Source organism: Candidatus Magnetominusculus dajiuhuensis (assembly GCF_046044395.1).
Taxonomy (GTDB): Bacteria; Nitrospirota; Thermodesulfovibrionia; order Thermodesulfovibrionales; family Magnetobacteriaceae; genus Magnetominusculus; species Magnetominusculus dajiuhuensis.
Window position 1 is genome coordinate 18,503 of sequence record NZ_JBJUSG010000020.1, and the last position, 15,099, is coordinate 33,601.

The 15,099-nt window shown below is 46.2% G+C and carries 14 protein-coding genes; 5 read left to right on the forward strand and 9 right to left on the reverse strand.

The window, feature by feature from the left end:
• Positions 1-9 precede the first annotated feature (9 nt).
• From AB7D94_RS04550 to AB7D94_RS04590, 9 genes are all read right to left on the reverse strand, one after another.
• On the reverse strand, positions 10-804 hold the full coding sequence (locus AB7D94_RS04550; RefSeq protein WP_420264542.1) for a hypothetical protein: 795 nt from the start codon (positions 802-804) through the stop codon (positions 10-12).
• Between the two features lie 135 nt (positions 805-939).
• Complete coding sequence (locus AB7D94_RS04555; RefSeq protein ID WP_420264543.1) at positions 940-2,175, reverse strand: U32 family peptidase C-terminal domain-containing protein; 1,236 nt, start codon at positions 2,173-2,175, stop codon at positions 940-942.
• A gap of 70 nt (positions 2,176-2,245) precedes the next feature.
• The gene (locus AB7D94_RS04560) at positions 2,246-2,509 is read right to left on the reverse strand and encodes a F0F1 ATP synthase subunit epsilon (protein ID WP_420264544.1); all 264 of its coding nucleotides are present in this window, start codon (positions 2,507-2,509) and stop codon (positions 2,246-2,248) included.
• A gap of 15 nt (positions 2,510-2,524) precedes the next feature.
• Positions 2,525-3,940, reverse strand: a complete 1,416-nt coding sequence (atpD, locus tag AB7D94_RS04565) for a F0F1 ATP synthase subunit beta (protein ID WP_420264545.1) — start codon at positions 3,938-3,940, stop codon at positions 2,525-2,527.
• Positions 3,941-3,986: 46 nt separating this feature from the next.
• Complete coding sequence (atpG, locus tag AB7D94_RS04570) at positions 3,987-4,859, reverse strand: ATP synthase F1 subunit gamma (RefSeq protein ID WP_420264546.1); 873 nt, start codon at positions 4,857-4,859, stop codon at positions 3,987-3,989.
• Positions 4,860-6,386: a F0F1 ATP synthase subunit alpha gene (atpA, locus tag AB7D94_RS04575; RefSeq protein WP_420264547.1), complete on the reverse strand. Its 1,527-nt coding sequence runs from the start codon at positions 6,384-6,386 to the stop codon at positions 4,860-4,862.
• A gap of 4 nt (positions 6,387-6,390) precedes the next feature.
• Entirely contained in the window at positions 6,391-6,933 is a 543-nt protein-coding gene (gene atpH / locus AB7D94_RS04580; RefSeq protein WP_420264548.1) for an ATP synthase F1 subunit delta, read from the reverse strand.
• On the reverse strand, positions 6,930-7,562 hold the full coding sequence (locus tag AB7D94_RS04585) for a F0F1 ATP synthase subunit B family protein (protein ID WP_420264549.1): 633 nt from the start codon (positions 7,560-7,562) through the stop codon (positions 6,930-6,932). Before AB7D94_RS04585 ends, atpH begins: the two co-directional genes overlap by 4 nt.
• On the reverse strand, positions 7,546-7,983 hold the full coding sequence (locus AB7D94_RS04590) for an ATP synthase F0 subunit B (protein ID WP_420264550.1): 438 nt from the start codon (positions 7,981-7,983) through the stop codon (positions 7,546-7,548). The genes AB7D94_RS04585 and AB7D94_RS04590 overlap by 17 nt, the downstream gene beginning before the upstream one ends.
• Before the next feature lie 511 nt (positions 7,984-8,494).
• On the opposite strand from AB7D94_RS04590, the gene AB7D94_RS04595 reads away from it, so the two are divergent.
• The 5 genes from AB7D94_RS04595 to AB7D94_RS04615 form a co-directional block, all read left to right on the forward strand.
• On the forward strand, positions 8,495-10,324 hold the full coding sequence (locus tag AB7D94_RS04595; RefSeq protein WP_420264551.1) for an alpha-amylase family glycosyl hydrolase: 1,830 nt from the start codon (positions 8,495-8,497) through the stop codon (positions 10,322-10,324).
• 571 nt (positions 10,325-10,895) lie between these two features.
• Positions 10,896-11,948, forward strand: a complete 1,053-nt coding sequence (locus tag AB7D94_RS04600) for an ABC transporter substrate-binding protein (protein WP_420264552.1) — start codon at positions 10,896-10,898, stop codon at positions 11,946-11,948.
• Between the two features lie 207 nt (positions 11,949-12,155).
• Positions 12,156-13,109 carry an ABC transporter permease gene (locus AB7D94_RS04605; RefSeq protein WP_420264553.1) on the forward strand — a complete coding sequence of 318 codons (954 nt, stop codon included), beginning with the start codon at positions 12,156-12,158 and terminating at the stop codon, positions 13,107-13,109.
• Complete coding sequence (locus AB7D94_RS04610) at positions 13,106-13,858, forward strand: ATP-binding cassette domain-containing protein (protein WP_420264554.1); 753 nt, start codon at positions 13,106-13,108, stop codon at positions 13,856-13,858. Before AB7D94_RS04605 ends, AB7D94_RS04610 begins: the two co-directional genes overlap by 4 nt.
• Before the next feature lie 11 nt (positions 13,859-13,869).
• On the forward strand, positions 13,870-15,099 hold a 1,230-nt coding region (locus AB7D94_RS04615; RefSeq protein ID WP_420264555.1), incomplete at its 3' end, for a hypothetical protein.

The window sequence follows — 15,099 nt, forward strand, 5'->3', positions numbered from 1 at the left end:
TCCATATCTTTAACCACCTATTATACAGTTTAATAACTTTCTATAAATTGGATTCTTTCTATCCTTAGGCTTGATTCTTTCTATCATTAATATAGAAGTAGATTTCTCACAGCTATCCACTTTTGTAATTATATCATCTCTAATATAACTAATATCGTCTGGTGTAAACTGACGTTTGTTAATTTTTGCATTAATCTTAATATGTGTTGCCAGAGAACACTCCTTATTTTTGTAAAAACAAATACGGTCATTTAACCACTGATCTAATTCTTCTGAGATTTCTGTCATTTGACCTTCGCATTCTTCAATCTTCTCCTCTATAACTGTAGTATCGTCTCTATCTATAACATTTTTAGTATTTTCACGAAAGGCTATAGCCAACGATTGAATCTTGGCATATGCTTCATATCGTTTTAGTTTAATATCTGTTATATCTTTTTTATATTTTGTAAGTTTTTCTTTCGTAATATTATCCTCATTAATTATTGGCAGGTAATAAAAAAATTCCTGCCATATAGTGTTAGTATATTGTAGAAACTGTTCATAACAGTTTCTCATTAGTTCAATCCTATTTTTTCTATATTCAAACTCCTGTTGCATCTTGGGAATTAATAGTCCGGTCAATAATGCCCCAACTAACAACAAAACAAGTCCGTTACTTGAGACGGTCATTATCTTTGCATACACAGTTGGCTTTTCCGAAGAGCTTGATTTAGCGCGAACTATTGACCGTAAAAGTACCCTTAATCGCCGAACCTCAGATATGATAATATCATGCTCTCTGTTTTCATCACTTCTTTTCAACTTAACACCTGCCTGTTAAAAAGCCATCTTACGCCTTCATCTATGATAGTGCAGGGTATCATTATATTATTAAACATGTCAACACTTTTTTAGCTAATTTCTAAAATCCTCTCATTTCAATGTCTTAATTAGGTATCAAACGCGCCGTCGAACTATGTCGTTTTTCTTAACACCATCGGGGACTTCCATAAGTACGATGTCTTCGTTTCGGGAGGCGGCTATTGGAATTCCTTCGGCGTCATTAAGTCCTTTTATTATAAATGAGCCGTTATGCGCTGCCGATGAGAGAAATACTACCTCGTCGCCGATAGCCAAATTGCCTTTGAGAAGCACCGTTGCCATGCGGTCTGAGACGCCCTTGATGACTCCTGCGATTACGTAATCGGCTGGCGCGTGGGTTTCGTCATAACTGTAATCTGCGTCAGGGTGTCTGCCAAGGTACATGCCCGTCGTAAATCCACGGTTAGAGAACATCTCAAGCTCCCTGAGCCATGTGTTATTTATTTTGTAGGGAGGCGTTGATAGGGCGTCTATCGCCTCTCTGTATATCTTTGTGACGCCAGATACGTAGTTCACACCTTTTGTCCTGCCTTCAATCTTAAAGCTGTTCACACCCGCCGCGGCCAGTTTATCAAGGTGCTCTACCATGCAGAGGTCGCGCGGGCTTAAAATATACGCCCCCCTGTCGTCTTCAAATACCGGCATATACTCACCCAGGCGTTTTTCCTCCATCAACTGATAGCTCCACCTGCAGGAATTTGTGCATAACCCCTTGTTTGCCCCACGATTTGCCAGAAAACTGCTCAGATAACACCGCCCCGAATACGATATACATATAGAGCCGTGAACAAAGCACTCAAGCTCTATCGTAACCGCGTCCCTGATTTGTCGTATTTCGTCAATTGATAGTTCCCGTGAAAGGACGAGCCTCTTTGCGCCGAGGCGTTGCCATGTGAGGGCCGAGCGATAGTTCGTTATATTTGCCTGCGTGCTGATGTGTATAGGAATGTCGGGGGTGAGTGTCTTAATCATGTCGAATACGCCGATATCAGAGACTATAACGGCATCCGGGTTTAACTCTTTGAGTGCTGTGATGTGTCTTTCAATCGGGGTGATGTCGCCGTTGTGCGGGAATATGTTAATAGTTACATATGCCTTCTTACGAGCCTTGTGAACAACATCCAATGCCTCTTTGAGGGTGTCGGCAGTGAAATTTTTGGCCTTCGCGCGAAGGCTGAAATCGGTAAGTCCCAGATAGACGGCATCCGCCCCGTAGTGCAGGGCTGCGTGGAGTTTCTCCATCGTACCGGCGGGTGCCAACAGCTCCGGCAGCGATTGCCCGGATACCATAGCGTCTGATGCCAGTGCCACTGATGTCAATCGCTCTGACGTAAATGGCCCTGACGTAAATGGCCCCGGTTTATCTATGTGACGACAACCCCTACTCTTTGATTTCGGCGCTGTCGGCCAGTACTAATACGTGGTCGTTACTGACCTGGCAGTAGGCGTCTTTTACTGAAATTGTCTTTGCCACGTTACCGATTTTGTACGTTATCGGGCCGCTGTCCAATGTGGTAATAAAACCAGTGTGACCCGGTAACACCCCGAACTCCCCCAAAGTACCCGGGGCGGTAAGCTCATCCACGGTCTCTGTGAACGTAAACCCTTCGGGGGTTATTATCTCAAGCGTCAGTTTCTCGGCCAAAATAAGTCCCCTTGTCTATCTCTGCCAGCCAAGCGTTCCGGCCTTCTCTTCGGCCTCTTCGATTGTGCCTACCATGTAGAAGGCCTGCTCCGGCATATCGTCGTATTTACCATCGGCTATGGCGTTAAATCCCTTTATCGTGTCCGCAAGTTTGACATACTTGCCCTGCATACCGGTGAACTTCTCGGCAACATGAAATGGCTGACTCAGAAAGCGCTGAACCTTACGCGCCCGTGCGACGGTTATCTTATCGTCCTCTGAGAGTTCCTCCATTCCCAATATGGCAATGATGTCCTGCAGTTCCTTGTATCTCTGAAGCACCATCTGCACCTTTCTCGACGTGTTGTAGTGCTCATCACCGATTATCAACGGGTTCAGAATCCTTGATGTGGAATCCAGAGGGTCAACGGCCGGGTATATTCCAAGTTCAGATATCTTTCTTGACAGAACGACAGTGGCGTCGAGATGTGTAAAGGCCGTCGCAACGGCAGGGTCTGTAAGGTCATCGGCAGGCACGTAGATGGCCTGCATAGACGTAATCGAACCCTTCTTTGTCGTCGTGATTCGTTCTTGCAGCTCGCCCATGTCAGTGGCAAGGTTTGGCTGGTAGCCAACGGCAGAGGGCATTCTTCCCAGAAGGGCCGACACCTCAGACCCTGCAAGGGTAAACCTGAATATATTGTCTATGAACAGGAGCACGTCCTGTCCCTGCTCTCTGAAATACTCTGATGTGGTGAGGGCAGTCAGCGCCACGCGTAGCCTCGCGCCGGGGGGTTCGTTCATCTGGCCGTATATGAGGGCGGCCTTGTTAATAACCCCTGAGTCGCACATCTCATTGTAGAGGTCGTTTCCTTCCCTCGTCCTTTCGCCAACGCCGGCAAACACTGACACTCCACCGTGCACCATAGCGATATTATTTATCATCTCCATTATGACAACCGTCTTGCCAACTCCAGCGCCGCCAAACATACCAATCTTCCCGCCCCTTACGAAGGGAATCATCAGGTCGAACACCTTAACACCGGTCTCAAAGACCTGTGTCGTAGGCTCCTGCTCAACAAACGACGGGGCCTCTCTGTGGATTGACCAATGCTCTGCTGAATTTATCGGGCCTTTGTTGTCGCTTGGCTCGCCGATGACATTCATTATCCTGCCAAGGGTCTCATTGCCAACGGGTATAGATATAGGCTTGCCGGTATCCACTACGGACATACCCCTGACGAGGCCGTCAGTAGATGTCATGGCGATTGTCCTCACCATGCCGTCTCCGATATGCGACGCCGTTTCAAGGGTTAGCCTTATCGGTGGTATGTTGTGGGCGGGGTCACCGGGGGTTTCTATTTTTAGGGCATTTAATATCGCAGGGAGATCTCCTTCAAAGGCAACGTCAACGACCGCTCCTATTACCTGCGCAACTTTCCCTGTCTTCATCTATTCAGACCTCCTCTGTCAGTATTATTCAGTATTATTTTATCTGTCATTGGCTCAGTGCCTCAGCACCACCCACGATGTCCATCAGCTCCGCGGTAATTGTTGCCTGCCTGGCCTTATTGTACTGGAGCGTAAGTTTTTCCAGAAGTTCCTTCGTACTTTTGTTCGCGTTTTCCATGGCTATCATTCTGGCGGCCTCCTCCGAGACACGAGACTCTAATATCGCCCTAAATATCTGGTTTTCCACGTATTTCGGTAATAAGGCGTTTAGTATTTCGGCCTCTGAAGGCTCAAATATGAATTTATCCAAAACACCGTCATCCACGCCTCCGGCGGATTTCGGTTCAATAGGCAGCAACCTGGCCCTCTTAGGCGTTTGCAGCATCAGCGACTTGAACTCGTTATACACTATGATAAGCTCGTCTATTGATTCATTGCCATAGCTGTCAATTACCTCAGTGGCAATTTCCCTCACGTCTTCGTATTTAACAGTTTTATAGAAGTCTATGTATGTCTTTCTGACAGGCACCCCGTTGCGGTGGAAATAGTCCCTGGCCTTTTTACCGACGGCTACTATGGACAATTGAATCCCCTCGCCTCTGAGTTCCTTCATCAGCCTCGCTGTCTCTTTCAGTACGTTTGTGTTAAACGCCCCGCAGAGGCCCTTGTCCGAGGTCAACACAATCAACTCCACAACCTTTCTCTGCCTCAGATTCAAAAGCGGGTAGGCCTCCCTATCAACGGCCGACGCCATATATGAGAGCATCTCGAAGATTTTATTAGAGTATGGGCGGGCGGCAAGCATAGAGTTTTGGGCCTTTTTCAGCTTGGCCGCAGATATCATCTGCATGGCCCTGGTTATCTTGCCGGTATTATTAACCGATGTGATACGGTTTCTTATGTCTCTCAGGCTCGGCATCTATATCGCTTTGGCAAACTCGGCCTTATATTCGCTTACAGCGGCGGCCAGTTTTTTCTTCAGCTCATCGTCAAGGGCCTTTTTGTCAGTGATTTCCTTCAGGAGATTGGCCATTTTAGCCCTTGCAAACGTCAACAGGCCCTTCTCAAACTCCACCACCTTTTCAACTGGCAGGTCATCAAGAAACCCCTCGCTTCCCGTGAACAGGACAAGCACCTGCTCACCAATCGCCATTGGCACATACTGTGACTGTTTGAGCACCTCTACCATGCGCTTGCCGCGTGAGATCATGGCCAACGTGGACTTATCCAGATCAGAGCCAAACTGCGCAAACGCGGCAAGTTCTCTGAACTGGGCAAGGCTCAGGCGCAGCGTACCGGCGACCTGTTTCATGGCCTTCGTCTGCGCGGCGCTACCGACACGGCTTACCGAAAGACCGACGTTTATGGCCGGCCTTATACCCGCGTAAAATAAATCAGGCTCAAGGTATATCTGGCCGTCGGTTATTGATATAACATTTGTTGGTATATATGCGGAGACATCGCCCGCCTGTGTTTCGATAATGGGAAGGGCAGTCAATGAACCGCCTCCCTTTTCCTTTGACATCTTAGACGCCCTTTCAAGCAGTCTTGAGTGAAGAAAAAATACGTCGCCAGGATATGCCTCACGTCCGGGCGGACGCCTGAGCAGGAGGGACAACTGCCTGTATGCCACCGCCTGCTTGCTTAAATCGTCATATACTATGAGGGCGTGTTTGCCTGAGTCCCTGAAGAACTCTCCCATTGCGCAGCCGGTGTATGGGGCAAGGTACTGCAGCGGAGCCGGTTCACTGGCCGATGTGCACACCACTATTGTATGGGCCATTGCGCCGTGCTCTTCAAGTGTCTTTACGACGCGCACCACGTTTGAGAGTTTTTGTCCTACGGCCACGTATATGCAAAACACATCGCCGCCCTTTTGATTAATTATGGCATCAATACCGACGGCGGTCTTACCCGTCTGGCGGTCGCCGATTATTAATTCTCTTTGTCCCCTGCCGATAGGAACCATGCTATCTATGGCCTTCAGGCCGGTTTGCAGAGGTTCGCTTACCGGTTGCCTGTCAACGATGCCGGGGGCGATTATGTCAACCTTTCTGCTGTGGGGCGTGACTATCGGTCCTTTGCCGTCTATCGGCATACCGATTGCGTTTACTACCCTGCCAAGCAGGGCATCTCCAACGGGGACTTCCATAATCCTTCCGGTACGTTTGACAATATCCTTCTCTCTGATAAGCTCAGACTCACCGAACAGCACCGCACCGACGGCGTCCTCCTCAAGGTTCAGCGCCATGCCGACAACGTCGTTGGGAAATTCCAGCAGCTCGCCCGACATTACATTATCAAGGCCGTATATCTTGGCAATTCCATCGCCGACGCTCAGAACCGTACCGATTTCGCTTACGTCTATCTTCTCATCGAAACCGTGTATGCCCTTTTTGATCAAATCACATATTTCTTCGGACTTTATTTCTACCTTCGTTTCCATTGCTTCACTCCTTTGTGAGCGCCTCTTTTAAAAGCCTCAATTGGCCCTTTATACTGTTATCTATGACCAAATTTCCCACTTTGGCTATTAGTCCGCCTATTAGGGTTGGGTCTATTATGTTGTCTATGGTTACGTCTCTATTGAGGCGGGCACTCAGGGCCTGTCTCAGCTCCTCTGCCTGTTTGTCTGTCAGTGCTATGGGGGAAACTACGACGGCATTTGCCGTTTTCATCCCGTCCCGATAGAGGGCCGCCAGTATCGTTATAATCTGTGAGAGGCCTTTTATTGCCCTCGACCTTATCAGGGTTGCCACGAATCTCCTCGTCATGTCCTGCAGGGCAAGCCCACCGGCTATAGTTCCCAGGGCGTTCATCCTGTCCTCGTCATTAAAGAACGGGTTTATAAATATGCCGGTTATATGTTTTTTCCCGCACACGAGCTGATTGACGGCTGTTAATTCGTTTATGACTGCCTCAAGCTTGTCAATGCTCACTGAGGCATACAGTGATTTGGCGTATCTTACCGCTAATTTACCGCTTATTTTCAATTTATCGCATCCATTTTTTGGCCTATTTTTACGATTGAATCACCTATGAGCTTACCAGCTATGTCGTCGTTCATAGACTTCCTGATTTTGTCTGCCGCCAGCTCTACGGCCGCCTCCGCGGCCTTTTGTCTTATCATATCTCTGGCCTTTTTCAGTTCATAGTCTATGTTTTCCCCTGTGAGCCGTGCTATGGCGGCGCTGGCCGCTTTGCCTTCGGCGATGAGATACTCGCGGTCTGCCTCTGCCGCGGAGGTTGCCGCCTCTATTATCTTTTTTATCTCCTCGTCTTTGAGCTTCAACTGCTGCTCTATCTCACTGAGTGCCCTCTCAGCAAGTGTTTTGGCCTCGCGTGCCTCGTTCAGGGCATTTTCAAGCAACTCTGTCCTTTGTTTAAAATACTCAATGATCGGTTTTTTCAGGAAAAAACCCAAGACCCCGACTAAAATAAGGAAATTCACGACAAGCCAGAACCACTCCTTCAAGTGCGACCCGTGCTGAGCGCCCTCCTCTGCAGCCTCTGAGGCCCCGGAGGCATAGACCAGCCCCGACGGAAGCACCACCTGTAAGGCCGCCGCCACAAGGACTACCGCCACCGCCGCGATTATAAACGCTCTAGTTGTTTTTGACATACCCATGTGTAAGTTTCCCGACAATCTCATCAGCATATCCTTCTATATCGCCCTTCAGGGCGGCGGTTGTCTTTTCCACTTCTTTGGAAATCTCCGAGAGGGCGCCGTTGAGCCTCTTCATGGCCTCTTCATGGCTCCTGGCTACAAGGGCGTGTTGTGTGTCAAGGCCTTCCTGTCTTATTTTTGTGTATATCTCTTTTGCCTTTATCTGTGCCGCCGCCAGTTCGCTCTTAAGCTGCTGGAGGGCCTTTTCTTTTTTATCGGTGAGTGATTTGGCCTCGTTTAGGGAGTCGTTTCTGATCTTCTGCCGCTCCTTAATCATCCCAAGCAGGGGCTTAAACAGGAGTGAGTTCAATAACACAAGCAGGACTAAAAAGTTGATAACGAGGACAGAAAACCAAAGGCCGCTAAACTCTACCATAACCGCACTGCCCCGAAAGCCTCATTTTCAACACAAACAGCCAAAACGCAAACAGTCAAAACACAAACAGCCAACGGCATAACCAACATCTCCTCTTATATACAAGCCCGGATTCGTTCACTCAGACGCACTGAACAGGTAACACTACCACAACAAAAAATTGCTTGTCAAGATAAATCTGCGCTGGTTGCAAAAAAAAATGCCTGATTGTCCGACAAATGTAATTAGTAGAGCGGCCAAAGGTTCGCGCATACAATCTGAAAAAGCGAACCCACACCAACGACGACATCACTGGCCTGCGGTGCAACTATAAAATCGCGGCAATCGGCATTTACATGGTGAACTTCTTGTCAATATTGACATAAATATCACTATATGCTATAGTTGAGTAAATGGTAGTAGTTGAGTAAGTGGTATTAGTTGAGTAGATGACATTAACGAACGTTCAATGCGCCTCATGTTTTACAAAGTGCCTGAGGTTTTATAAAACCTAAAATATTGGAGAAAGAACATGGTGAAGAAAACTATGGCAAAGAAACCTGCCACTGTTGCAAATCAGCCCGGCATGGGCGCCATCCCTAATGCAAAAGGGGTAACATTTCGCGTATGGGCTCCCCATGCGGAAAAGGTTTATGTAACCGGCAGCTTCAATGGCTGGAATGAAACCTCAATGCCTCTGATGAGTGAGCCTGACGGTAAATGGTCAACTGAGGTGCCGGGCGCGAAGGTCGGCGATGAGTACAAATACATGATTCACGCCCCTGCTGATTGGAATCTTGCTCCGATGTCCCGCATAGACCCTTATGCCAGAAAAGTGACGAATTCAGTGGGTAACGGCGTTATCTACGACACGAAGGCATTTGATTGGGGTAGTGATGACTTCCAAATAGCCTCATGGAATGAGCTTGTCATTTACGAGATGCACATCGGCACTTTTAACGTGAAGGAAAAGGGGCATCCGGGCACGTTTGACAGCGCCGCCGAAAAACTACCGTACCTTAAAAAACTTGGTATTAATGCCATTGAAGTGCTGCCGATAATGCAGTTTCCGGGCGATTTTTCGTGGGGATACAATCCATGCCATCCTTTTGCCATCGAGAGCATGTACGGTGGACCGGACGCCTTTAAGTCTCTTGTTAAAGCGGCCCATGAGCATGGGGTCGCTGTCATCGTGGATATTGTTTATAACCACTTTGGTCCAAGCGACCTTGATCTGTGGCAGTTTGACGGTTGGAGCGAAAATGAGAAGGGGGGAATTTATTTTTACAACGACCGGCGCTCGCAAACGCCCTGGGGCGAGACGCGTCCCGATTTTGGGCGGGGCGAGGTGCGCCAGTACCTGCGTGATAATGCCTTGATGTGGTTGGAGGATTGCCATGCCGACGGCATACGCATGGACTCCATAGTTTATATGAATAGCATTGACGGTATTTCCAATGACATTCCCAATGGCTGGAGTTTGATGCAGTGGATAAACGAGGAAATCCACAGACTGTTCCCCGGCAAGATATGTATCGCAGAAGATATGCATAATAACGAATGGGTTACAAAAGACACTGGAGCGGGCGGTGCGGGTTTCGATGCACAGTGGGACGCCGGATTTGTCCACTTTATTCGACAGGCCGTAATTATTCTTGACGATGCCTCACGCGACCTCAGCGCTGTCAGCAGGGTTATCCAGCATCGCTTTGAGGAGGATGCCTTCACGCGGGTCATTTATACCGAGTCACATGACGAAGTTGCTAACGGCAAGGAGCGCGTGCCCGAAGAGATATGGCCGGGGAAAGTGGATAGCTGGTTTTCCAAGAAACGCTCCACATTGGGCGGCGCTATTGTGTTGACTTCGCCCGGCATACCGATGATTTTTGAGGGACAGGAGTTGCTGGAAGACCGCTGGTTTCAGGATAATGTCCCGATTGACTGGTCCAGGGTCAAGGACGAACGCGGCATTCTCGGAATGTACCGCGACATGATCGCCCTGCGGCGCAATCTGTCAGGTGTGACAAGGGGATTGTGCGGGCAAAACGTCCATCTCTTTCATTTTGACGATGGGGCCAAGCTCATCGCCTTTCATCGCTGGGACCAACAAGGCCCGACCGACAGCGTAGTTGTGGCAGTGAATATGACAAATCAAGGCCGGTATGATTATGTTATAGGTTTTCCGCAGGCCGGATTGTGGAAAGTGCGGTTTAATAGTGACTCCAATAGCTACGACCAGGATTTTGCAAATCATCCAACTCCCAATGTTGATGCCTACGAGGAGGCAACCGACGGTCTGCCCTGCTCCGGTAAGATAAGCATAGGGCCATACACGGTGTTGATTTTTTCACAGGATAAATAGACATAACAGATACACAGGAGGCAGGCAAGTATCAAGAGGCAGGCAAGTATGATGATGTGAGGTCTGTGATGTTGATGGACTGTGTTGCCTGCCTCTTGTGCGTTCAAAACTTATGCGTTAATAGAAGTATGAAGATTCCTGTCAGAATCGAATCATCCTGAACAACTGAATCACCCTGAACAACTGAATCACCCTGACAACCTAAATCTGTCATTCCTGCGAAAGCAGGAATCCAGTTTTTGCTGATAATAGTTAAACACAAAAGCACTTCTATATATTTATTAATGTGTTTGCATGAGATTTGAATCTATTTTCTTTAGAACTGGATTCCTGCTTTCGCAGGAATGACAGACTTGTTTATACTACTCAGTTGCCTGCAACTTAGTATCCTGCGGCCAATGTCTCTTCGACTATGGAGTCAGATACCATAATGTGGACTGAATTCCTATTTCAACGCAGGACATTAATTTTTAAACCATTTAAAATCAATGACTTACGGAATAATTTTTCTGGCATGAAAATTGCTCTATAGTATGGGTGTAAATTTTACCACGATTAAGAGGAGTTAAAGATGAAAAACAAACTTGTATCTCTGCTGATGACTGCCGCGTTGATTGTTCTGCTGACTGCCGTAAATGCTTACTGTGGACAACCTCCAATAAAAATCGGAATTACGCAGATAGCGACAAACCCCGGTATTGACGCAATCAGGGACGGTTTTCTCTCTCAGATGAAAAAAATGGGGTACGAAGAGAACGTCAACGTCAAATACATACAGACAAACGCGCAGGGGGATAACTCTGCGGCCCAGAGCATTGCAAAGAGTTTCGTGAATGAGAAAGTTGATTTGATTTTTTCGATAACAACGCCTTCAAGCCAAATGTGTGCCCAAGCCATTAAAGGCACAACCATCCCGCTTATATTCGGCGCGGTGACTGACCCCGTGGCGGCAGGGTTAGTGAAGTCGTTGGATAAACCGGAGTTCAACATTACCGGTACGAGCGATAAGTGGCCGATTGAGGCACAGTTCGACCTCCTGTTGAGATTAGTCCCCGGCGTCAAGACCGTCGGTATCATACATAACCCCGGTGAGACCAATTCGGAATCCAATATGAAAGAGGTGGAGGCCGTTTGCGCGAAAAAGAATCTGAAGACAGTGCGCGTTGCCGTTTCCAACACCAGCGAAGTCTATTCGGCGGCAGGGTCGTTAGTGGGACGGTGTGACGCGATATATGTTCCTGCGGACAACACGGTTATCTCCGCGATGGAATCGGTTGTGAAAGTCTCGGAGAAAAACAAAATCCCCTTGCTTCCGGGTGTTTCGTCCGGTGTTGCAACAGGTGGATTCGGGACAATCGGCCCAGATTATTTTGATATAGGCGTCGAATCGGCAAAACTGGCCGATATGGTCATAAAAGGAAAAAACGCGGGCGATATTCCAGTTGCCACGGCAAAAAAGTATGAACTTTTTTTTAATATAAAATCGGCCAAGTTAACCGGCGTTACCATACCCGACGAACTGCTTGAGAAGGCGGCGAAGGTTTATGGTGATATTGAACCGGCAAAAGCTGCAACCAAGAAAAGCAGACGGAAATATAAAAAGGCGGACGAAAAAAAGGATTAGGCATACTCCATGACATTTCTAACTGAACTTTCGCACAGGGGAATAATGAATTTACCCTTATTAAGTCCGTCATTCCGGCTTGTCTGGAATCGTGTTTGGCTTGAGAATGTGTAGAGACAGATTCTGGACAAGCCGGAATGACGGCAAGACGAGCCGGGTGGAGACATTTTTCTTGTCGCGGAGTGAGAGAAATAGGATAAAATAGAATTGATTATATCATTATTAGACATATCGTTACAGCAGTGTTTTCTATATTCGATCGCGGTGTATGGGATAGTGGTCTCGTTTCGCATGATGAACTTCCCTGACCTTACGGTTGACGGCAGTTTCACTTTGGGAGGGGCGGTGCTATCCTCTATGATAACGGCAAACTACCCGCCCCTGATTGCCCTTCCTTTGGTTGCGGTGGCGGGATTTGCCGCAGGCAGTGCGACGGTGTTCTTAAACCGGAAACTTGGCATAAGCAAGATTCTCTCAGGGATTTTAATTATGATGGTCTTATATTCCATCAATCTGCGTATTATGGGAAAGGCGAATATTTCACTGTTACGGCTGCCGACATTGTTCTCCGCATATGATACCGACGATGCGCTTAAGGTGTTGATATTTGGCGGTATATCGGTCGTTTTCTTAATATGCCTCGCGTATCTGTCTATGACCCGATTAGGGCTGTTTATAAGGGCAACTGGAGATAATGAGTTCATGGTTCAAACGCAGGGGGTAAACACTGATTGGTTGTTTTATACAGGCATAGGCGTGTCTAATGCGCTGGTGGCTCTGTCGGGGGCGTTTGTGGTTCAAAATCAAGGATTTGCGGACGTCAATATGGGAATAGGATTAATAATTACGGCCCTTGCGGCGCTTATCATAGGCGAGAGTTTTATAGCGGCCCTTGTATCTATAAAGAAATTTGTATTCAGTAAAAAAACGATAGACATATTTTCTAATACAAAAATATCGCTCCTGCCGTGGAGTACGATTTCGGAATTGTTTTCCGCGCTGACGGGGGCGTTTCTTTATTTCCTGATCATCTCAATATGTCTGAGGCTTGGCCTTGCCCCGACTGATTTAAAGCTGGCAACGGGGATTTTAGTAATACTTGGAATATCGGTCAGGTTAAGAGGGCCAATGGTAGAGACATATGTAAGGGGAAGGCTATGAGCGCCCCATACGCGATAGAAGCAAGAAATCTCAAGGTAGTCTATAACGAGGGAACTCCCAACGAGGTGGTTGCTCTGGATGATGTGTGCCTAAGTGTTCCTACCGGTCAGATAATAATCCTGACCGGTGGAAATGGAAGCGGCAAAAGTACGCTTGTGAAGGCGATTGCCGGTATGGCGCCGGTTAAATCCGGCAGCGTGTTCATCCACGGCAGGGATGTTACTGGTTGGCCAGCGTATCAAAGGGCAAAACATATAGGGTTTGTTCATCAGGACCCGATGCTTGGAACGTGTCCAAACCTTACGGTTCACGAAAACTTTCAGATATCGTTAGAGAAACCCTGGTGGTGGCCGACGCCGTATCCTCTTTCGTTAACGAAGGGCCAGTTGGATTCCATAAATAAAATAGGCCTGCCGCTGGCCGAGAAAAAGACGACGCAGTTGAGTATGCTCTCCGGCGGCCAACGTCAATCAATAGCGCTATGTCTCGCGCTAAGAAAAGGTTCTATTTTATTATTAGACGAATTTACCTCCGCCCTCGACGAACAAACAAAAAAAGCCGTACTTCTATATGCCCTGTCAGAGGCGAAGACAATGAAGGCAACCGTAATAATGATTACACACGACTTAGCGATGGCAAAGGAATTGGGGAAGGAATTAGGGAATGTTGTTTTAACTATGGATAAGGGAAGGTTCAAAGAAGCAACCGCTACAAAAGAAATATCCGATGGAATATTTCGATTATATTAGGGGAGGATGTTATGGGAAATGATGGGAATAAGTCAGAGGAAGGCAGGGTAAAAGGGCTATTAGTGTTTTTTTATGATGAAATAAAAAAGTATTATCTTAAATTAATTATTTCACTTATTGCGTTATCTTTTGTTTTTATTTTTATGTTTACTTCTAAATCATCTGATAAATCATTCATAGATAGAGCTATTGAAATATGGACAGGGGGTTATTACATATTAATAGCTTTTGTCGCTTGCATATTCTCATATGTTTATCAATTTATGACAGATGTGAAAATATCAATAGGTAAATTAGAAGGAAGATTTGATGCACACGCTAATACAATCGATGGCAAAGTGAAACAACAATTAAGTGAGAGTCTTAATAAGGCAAGAATAGTTATTCAGATGAGTGTTGAACCACTCAACACAATTCATGTTGAGAAGATAAGAGATATTTTGAATTTATTGGAAGAAAATGAACAGGTGAATAGAATTTATGCTATTGACAACACAAGTCCTAATCTATGGTGGACTAATTCGATGCTTGGTTATCTTGCTTGTCAGGCAAAATGGTTTTCTCGTAAAAAAGATAATAAAAAAGATAATGTAAAAGATAATGAAGTTCACAGATTTTTTGTGATGTGTGAAGGTGAAATGCAAAAAGTAGAAGGGAAAAAAATAATCCAAATACATCATCTCATGGGATTTGAAACATACATAATTCTTAAAGAGTTTTATAATGAGCTTATTTACAAGTATTATAAGGATTTGACTGATACAGGTATTTATGATCTTGGAGAACAAATTTATAATAGAGAACTACTAATATGGAATGACTCTATAGCTAATTCTGTAAATCTTGACCATGACTGTATATATGGATATCATAGTTACTGGGATATTGATTTGACACAAGAAGATAGGAATAGTATGATAAAAGGAATAGATGTATGCGATGAAGATGAACCATTCAAGGATGATTCACTAAGAATAGAACTGCTCAAAGAGCATCCATATGAAACTGATTGCAAAGGTAAATCTAATAAAATTGTTAGTCATTATATGAGCATTCTTAATATTTTAATGGATTGTAGAAAACGATGTGAAAATATAGAGCATGTAGCGCATAAAGTTAAAGATACGTCTGATGTCGTTCATATACCAGCAGATACACCAATTAAGATAGGTACTATTTCAGATATTATTCCCAAGCTCCGATATAGAAATTTGCACCTATTGATAAAAGGGTTTTTGAAA

What these genes read in the sequence shown, in the direction of transcription:
- atpG (WP_420264546.1), bottom strand. Translation starts at nt 4,859, where the DNA reads ATGCCGAGCCTGAGAGACATAAGAAACCGTATCACATCGGTTAATAAT.
- AB7D94_RS04610 (WP_420264554.1), top strand. Translation starts at nt 13,106, where the DNA reads ATGAGCGCCCCATACGCGATAGAAGCAAGAAATCTCAAGGTAGTCTAT.
- atpD (WP_420264545.1), bottom strand. Translation starts at nt 3,940, where the DNA reads ATGAAGACAGGGAAAGTTGCGCAGGTAATAGGAGCGGTCGTTGACGTT.
- AB7D94_RS04585 (WP_420264549.1), bottom strand. Translation starts at nt 7,562, where the DNA reads ATGTCAAAAACAACTAGAGCGTTTATAATCGCGGCGGTGGCGGTAGTC.
- AB7D94_RS04595 (WP_420264551.1), top strand. Translation starts at nt 8,495, where the DNA reads ATGGTGAAGAAAACTATGGCAAAGAAACCTGCCACTGTTGCAAATCAG.
- atpA (WP_420264547.1), bottom strand. Translation starts at nt 6,386, where the DNA reads ATGGAAACGAAGGTAGAAATAAAGTCCGAAGAAATATGTGATTTGATC.
- AB7D94_RS04600 (WP_420264552.1), top strand. Translation starts at nt 10,896, where the DNA reads ATGAAAAACAAACTTGTATCTCTGCTGATGACTGCCGCGTTGATTGTT.
- AB7D94_RS04590 (WP_420264550.1), bottom strand. Translation starts at nt 7,983, where the DNA reads ATGGTAGAGTTTAGCGGCCTTTGGTTTTCTGTCCTCGTTATCAACTTT.